The following is a 1,348-nucleotide window of genomic DNA, read 5'->3' as shown; positions in this document are numbered from 1 at the left end:
GCGGCGACGGCGCCCGGGGTGGGCTGCGGGGCTGGGGCGGGATGCGTGTCCGACGCCAGCGAAACCACCATCACACCCGCAGCCGCGGCCGAGATCGCGGCCAGCGCGCTGCCTGCGAGCACGAAGGGCCCGCGCGAACTCGCGCCGTCCTCCGCCCCGAATTCGAGGGCGCTGTAGGCCAGTGCGCCATCGCTTGGGCCGGCGTCGCCCCAGACGTCGAGGTAGGTCGACGTGACCGCTTGGGAATCCACCTCGCCGGTGCCCGGGTCCAGTGCGTAGGCCTGGGCCGCCGTCGACGACGCGAACAGCGGCGCGTTCGCCGATGCCAATGCGGCCCCGCGGGCCAGCGCCATGTCCGGCTCCTCCGGCACCATCACGTCGAGCGCCGTCACAGCCTCGAGCGCGGCCTTGATTGCGAACACGTCGTCGCCGCGCCCCGTCCCGGAGCCGACGACGAACACGCCCTCGGCCCGCCGGTCCAGCCCGGCCACCATCGCGGGGAGTTCGTCGCCGATGTCGCCCAGAATCTGCTGCCGGTGCAGATCGGCGATTGAACCGTCGGCCACCTCGACGACCGCCGACGTCGCGCTGTCGTGCTCGATGAACAACATCGCGATGTGCTCGTAACCGAGCGCTTCGCCCACGGTCTGAGCCAATGCGGCCGCGGCGAGCAACGGGGAGACCAGCATGACCGCGCCGACATCGTGCGCGGCGATCGCATCCCGCAGCGCACCGACGCCGGCGGGGTCGGTCCAAGTTACCCCCGTCGAAATCAGCCGGCAGTGACTCGCCGTCGCGCCTTCCCGGGTCCCGACGATCGCGGCGATTACTTGATCGGCCGCCGCGGAGCTTTCCGAGTCCTCGCCGGCGGCGACCGCGAAGCGGTCCTCTTCCACCGTGACGCCGTCGGCGTTCTGGCCCTCGATGAGGACCAAGCGCACCATCGTGGGTGCCATCGACACCCCGAGCACAATTTCCACTTGCGCCTCCAAGGTCGTCCGACACCCTCAAAAGAGGGCACCAAAAAACAGACCCCGCCCGACCTGGGTGACACCACGCTACTCGCGTGCGGCCGGATGCGCTCGTTCGATTCAGCAGTGATTGACGGAGGTCACAGGGCGCGATCAATACCCCGGACTCAGGAACGGATTTTGCGAGTTTCCCGGATACTGCGGGGCCGCTGGCGGCGGCTGGGGCGCCTGGCTTGCGGGCACGGGAACCGGTATCGGCACCGGCAGGAGCGGCACGTGGATCCACTGCGTCGTCATCGGCACCGTCGTGGTGGGCGTCGTCGTCTGGGCCGCCGGGGGCGTCGTCGTCGTCGACGGCGGGGGCGGGGGCGGCGGAG

2 protein-coding genes are annotated in these 1,348 nt (G+C 70.6%); one reads left to right on the top strand and one right to left on the bottom strand.

The genetic code is table 11. The annotated features are described in order from the left end of the window. The coding region (locus AWB92_RS19975) for a hypothetical protein (protein WP_085188754.1) at nucleotides 1-980 on the bottom strand (980 nt) is incomplete at its 3' end. A 121-nt stretch (nucleotides 981-1,101) separates the two neighbouring features. Between AWB92_RS19975 and AWB92_RS31110 the strand changes: the two genes are divergently transcribed. After that, the coding region (locus AWB92_RS31110) for a hypothetical protein (RefSeq protein ID WP_206601305.1) at nucleotides 1,102-1,348 on the top strand (247 nt) is incomplete at its 3' end.

Source organism: Mycobacterium sp. IEC1808 (assembly GCF_002101935.1).
Lineage (GTDB): Bacteria > Actinomycetota > Actinomycetes > Mycobacteriales > Mycobacteriaceae > Mycobacterium.
Note: the sequence above shows the minus strand (reverse complement) of the source record. Positions and strands in the feature narration are given on the sequence as shown.